Genomic DNA, 4205 nt, shown 5'->3' with positions numbered 1-4205 from the left:
CGCCGGGATGCTGCCCACGTTCAAGGAAGTGGTCGAGGAACTGTTCGTCCGCGGCCTTGTGCGTGCCGTGTTCGCCACCGAGACACTTGCGCTCGGCATCAACATGCCGGCACGCACGGTCGTCCTGGAACGCCTGAGCAAGTTCAACGGCGAGACCCGCGCCGACATCACCCCGGGGGAGTACACCCAGCTCACCGGACGGGCCGGGCGGCGCGGCATCGACATCGAGGGACACGCGGTCGTGCTGTGGCAGTCCGGTTTCGACCCGGTGGCCCTCGCGGGACTCGCGTCGACCCGCACATATCCGCTTCGGTCGTCGTTTCGTCCGTCGTACAATATGGCCGTCAATCTCGTCGGGCGACTCGGGCGGACCGAGGCCCGGAGCGTTCTTGAGTCGTCCTTTGCACAGTTCCAGGCCGACCGCGCGGTCGTCGGTCTGGCCCGGCAGGTCCGCCGCAACAACGGCGCGCTCGACGAGCTGGCTGCCGGTCTGGCATGCGAGCAGGGCTCGGTCCCGCAGTACGCACGCCTGCGGGAGGCGATCCGGGCCCGCGAGGCGGCACTGTCGCGGGAAGGCGTCAACCGCCGCCGGGCCGAAGCGCTCGAGTCGCTGTCCAAGCTGCGCGTCGGTGATGTCGTGCGCGTCCCGGCCGGCCGGCGTAGCGGCCTCGCGGTCGTTCTCGACCCCGGCGTGAACGGTTACGGTGACGGCCCGCGTCCGGTCGTCCTCACCGTGGACAAACAGGTCCGCAGATTGTCCCCGGTCGACTTTCCGGTGGCCGTCGAACCGCTGGGCCGCCTCCGGGTGCCGCGGACGTTCAACCCGCGTTCGCCGCAGTCCCGCCGTGACCTGGCGTCGTCCCTGCGCCAGGTCGACGTCCCGCCCGAGTCCGGGCGGCGTGCCCGCGTCCGGGCGGCTGCCGCGGACGACGCCGACCTCGCCCGGCTGCGCCGCGAGCTGCGCGCCCACCCCGTGCACGGCTGCCCGGACCGGGAGGCGCACCTGCGTGTCGTGGACCGTCACGCGAAGCTGCGCAGGGAGACCGATGTTCTCCAGCGGCGCATCGAAAACCGCACGAACACGGTCGCGAAGGTCTTCGACCGGGTGTGCACCGCCCTGGAGACACTGGGTTACCTGCGCGGCGACACCGTCACCGCTGTCGGCGCCCTGCTCGGCCGCGTCTACACCGAGCAGGACCTGCTCGTCGCCGAATGCCTACGCGACGGTGTGTGGGAGGGGCTGTCACCCGCCGCGCTTGCCGCGGCGGTCTCCACGCTCGTCTACGAACCCCGCGGTGAGGAGGCGACGGCACCGAAGATGCCTGGTGATCCGGGGCTGCGGGACGCGCTGGCAGCGACGGCCCGCCTCGCCGGACGGCTACGCGACGTCGAGGCCGGCCACGGGTTGGACTTCCTGCGCCCGCCCGAGCCCGGATTCGCCTGGGTGGCTTTCGGCTGGGCGTCCGGACGCTCGCTGGAGAAGGTCCTGACCGACTCCGGTCTGGACCTCACCGCCGGCGATTTCGTCCGCTGGATGCGCCAGCTCATCGACCTGCTCGACCAGATCACCCAGGTCGCGCCGGCGGATTCGACCGTACGGGGCACCGCCCGCGCCGCTCTCGACGCCGTCCGCCGCGGGGTCGTCGCCTACTCCATGTCGATATAGTTTCATGTCGATATAGCGCGTCCACTATCCGACCCGCCCGACCCGGGTTCCCCTCGGGGCCTCCGAACGCACGAAAAATGATGGTCGCGTGTTCTTCGGCCCAATCCGGCATTCCGTGGGTCAGCGCCTCAGTGCTGTGGTCGACCTGACGGTTCGAACCGGACCGGGAGCTTGAGGAGGCCCCGGAAGGAAGAAGCGGCGGGCAGCCACTGGAGTTCTTCTGGGGCCACCTCGAGAGTCAGGTTGGGCAGCCTGCGCAACAATGTGCCGATAGCGGTCCGCGCCTCCATCCGGGCCAGCGACACACCCAGACAGTAGTGGACGCCGTACCCGAAGGCCATGTGCGGGTTCTCCGTCCGGTCGACCTTCAGGCTGTCGGGATCCGGGAAGTGCCGGGGGTCGTGGTTCGCCGCATTGAGGACCACGGTGACGATCGAGCCTTTCGGAATGCGTACCCCGCTGTACTCGACATCCTCCGTCGCCAACCGGAAGCTCGCCACCGGAACCGACCCGTTGAAACGGAGAAGTTCCTCGATCGCACCCGGCAGGAGCTCCGGGTTCTTCGTTATCAGGTCGAGCTGGTCCGGGTTCGTCAGCAGTGCGGTGACCGCGTTTCCGACGAAGTCGGCCGTCGTCTGGTGACCGGCGAAAAGCAGGAGGAACGCGGTCGAGACCAGCTCCTCCTCGGAGAGTTTACCCCCGTCGTCACGGGCCGCGATCAACGCGCTGATCAGATCGTCACCGGGCTGGTCGCGCTTGTTCCCGACCAGTTTGGTGAGATAGTTGTACAGGTTCTGCTGCGCTTCCTGGATGGCCGCCCGGTCCTCCTCGTTGCTACGCCCGGCCGTGCCCTGGGTCCGGATGACCTGTGTGCCGCCGAAGAACTGCTCGCGGTCCTCGACCGGGACGCCGAGAAGTTCACAGATCACGTTCATGGGCAGCGGAAGGGCGAACTCGCTTATCAGCTCGGCCCGGCCGGCGGGCACTATCGTGTCCAGCAGCTGGTCCACGATCTGCTGGACGCGGGGGGCCAGGGCCTCGATACGGCGTGGGGTGAACGCCTGGGACACCAGGCGCCGCAGCCGGGTGTGTTCCGGCGGGTCCGCGTTCAGCATGTTCCTGTTCAGCGCGACCGATTTCTCACCGAAGACCTGGAGATAGAGATCCCCGGCCCGGTCGATGTCCTTGCTCAGCCGAGGGTCGGACAGCACTGCTCGGGCGTCGGCATACCGGGTGACGAGCCAGGTCTCGAATCTGGGTGTCTGCACCCGGCAGACGGGCGAGTTCTCCCTGAGCCGGGCATACGTCGGGTACGGGTCGAGGCGGAATTCCGGGGTGAACAGCTCGGCTGCGGGAACTGCCTGCGTGACTTCGCTCATACTGGGTTCCTTCTGCTAGATGCTTCTACCGGGCGCATCGACGCCCCGGATCCGGGGATCTCGTTATGAACCTGTCGGTAATGGGGGACCTGGGCCTTCCGGATCTCACCGGATCGGCTTCGCCTGAGCCCGCCGGCGCGCTGGTCAGATGGTCACCCGTCCCGGTTCGATCAGAAAATTGAGGGTGAAAACGGCTGCTGTCACGACCGTTTGTCCCTTTAGTTTCATGATTCGACGATGTTCGGTCATGGATTAGTTGGTCGACAGCGGTAGTCTCCGGAGTAGTCCTCTTATCGAGGATTGCTCGCACTCATGCCACGCACGCATGTCACGGCATCGACAGTATGAGATCAGTGTTGTCCGCGCTCGTCGACGATGAAAATTCGGCCGGATCGCGCGCCGCTGGACATCGGTATTTCGCCGCTTCACCCGCCCCGGCGGCCGAGGACCCGTAGAAGGCGTGAATCCCGTCAATCACCGGCCAAGTTCCCGGCCACCTCCACGGATGCGACCTGCCGCGCTACACAATCACATCGCAGAACGCAGGATAATCTGACGGATATGCCAGGTGGCGACCCGCCGATCGTCGGATGCGGCCAGGCGGTCCAGCGCCGCCTGCAGGGCGGCCACGTCATCCGCGGCCAGCGGCATCGCCGGGTCGGTGCCCCACACCCGCAGGTTGAGTGCGAACAACGCCGCCGCGGTCGGCAGGGCTACCGGCCACTGCCGGACGCTGTTACGCATGACCTCGCCCACCGGTGCGGGGTCGAATGCGGCAAGAAGCGGGCCGGCTTCCAAGCTCGCGCCACGGGCGGCGACGACGTCACGTGCCAACGCCAGATATCGGACAAATACCGGCTCGGTGGTTTCGATCCGCTCGGTTTCCTCCAGGAGCAGAACTCCTCCCGGGGCAAGCTGGGTGAGCCAGCTTCTCGCCCTGCCGACGGGATCGGGCAGATGGGCCAGCACCCACCGGGCATAGGCCACATCCGCGTTTTCAAGGGGAAAGGGCGTCAGGGTCAGGTCGTGGACGACGAACTCGAGCTCGGGCGCGACACCACGAGCCGCCTCGACATGCGCGACAGAGGCGTCGATCCCGACCGTGCGCCGCGCCTGCAACGCCCCGGCGAGCATCCGGGTGCTGTGCCCCGGCCCGCAGC

At 67.6% G+C, this 4205-nt stretch carries 2 protein-coding genes and 1 pseudogene; 1 reads left to right on the top strand and 2 read right to left on the bottom strand.

The annotated features are described in order from the left end of the window. Positions 1 to 1666: pseudogene (locus DD1DGNOD_RS14130) on the top strand (DEAD/DEAH box helicase); the annotation flags it as partial. A 128-nt stretch (positions 1667 to 1794) separates the two neighbouring features. Here DD1DGNOD_RS14130 and DD1DGNOD_RS14125 read toward each other — a convergent pair. Together DD1DGNOD_RS14125 and DD1DGNOD_RS14120 are read right to left on the bottom strand one after the other, a co-directional pair. Beyond that, the gene (locus DD1DGNOD_RS14125; protein ID WP_131770354.1) at positions 1795 to 3045 is read right to left on the bottom strand and encodes a cytochrome P450 family protein; all 1251 of its coding nucleotides are present in this window, start codon (positions 3043 to 3045) and stop codon (positions 1795 to 1797) included. Between the two features lie 528 nt (positions 3046 to 3573). Then, positions 3574 to 4205: class I SAM-dependent methyltransferase (locus DD1DGNOD_RS14120; protein WP_131770357.1), on the bottom strand; the 632-nt coding region annotated here is incomplete at its 5' end.

Source organism: Candidatus Protofrankia californiensis (genome assembly GCF_900634765.1).
GTDB classification, from domain to species: domain Bacteria; phylum Actinomycetota; class Actinomycetes; order Frankiales; family Frankiaceae; genus Protofrankia; species Protofrankia californiensis.
This window is presented reverse-complemented; position numbering and strand designations above follow the sequence as displayed.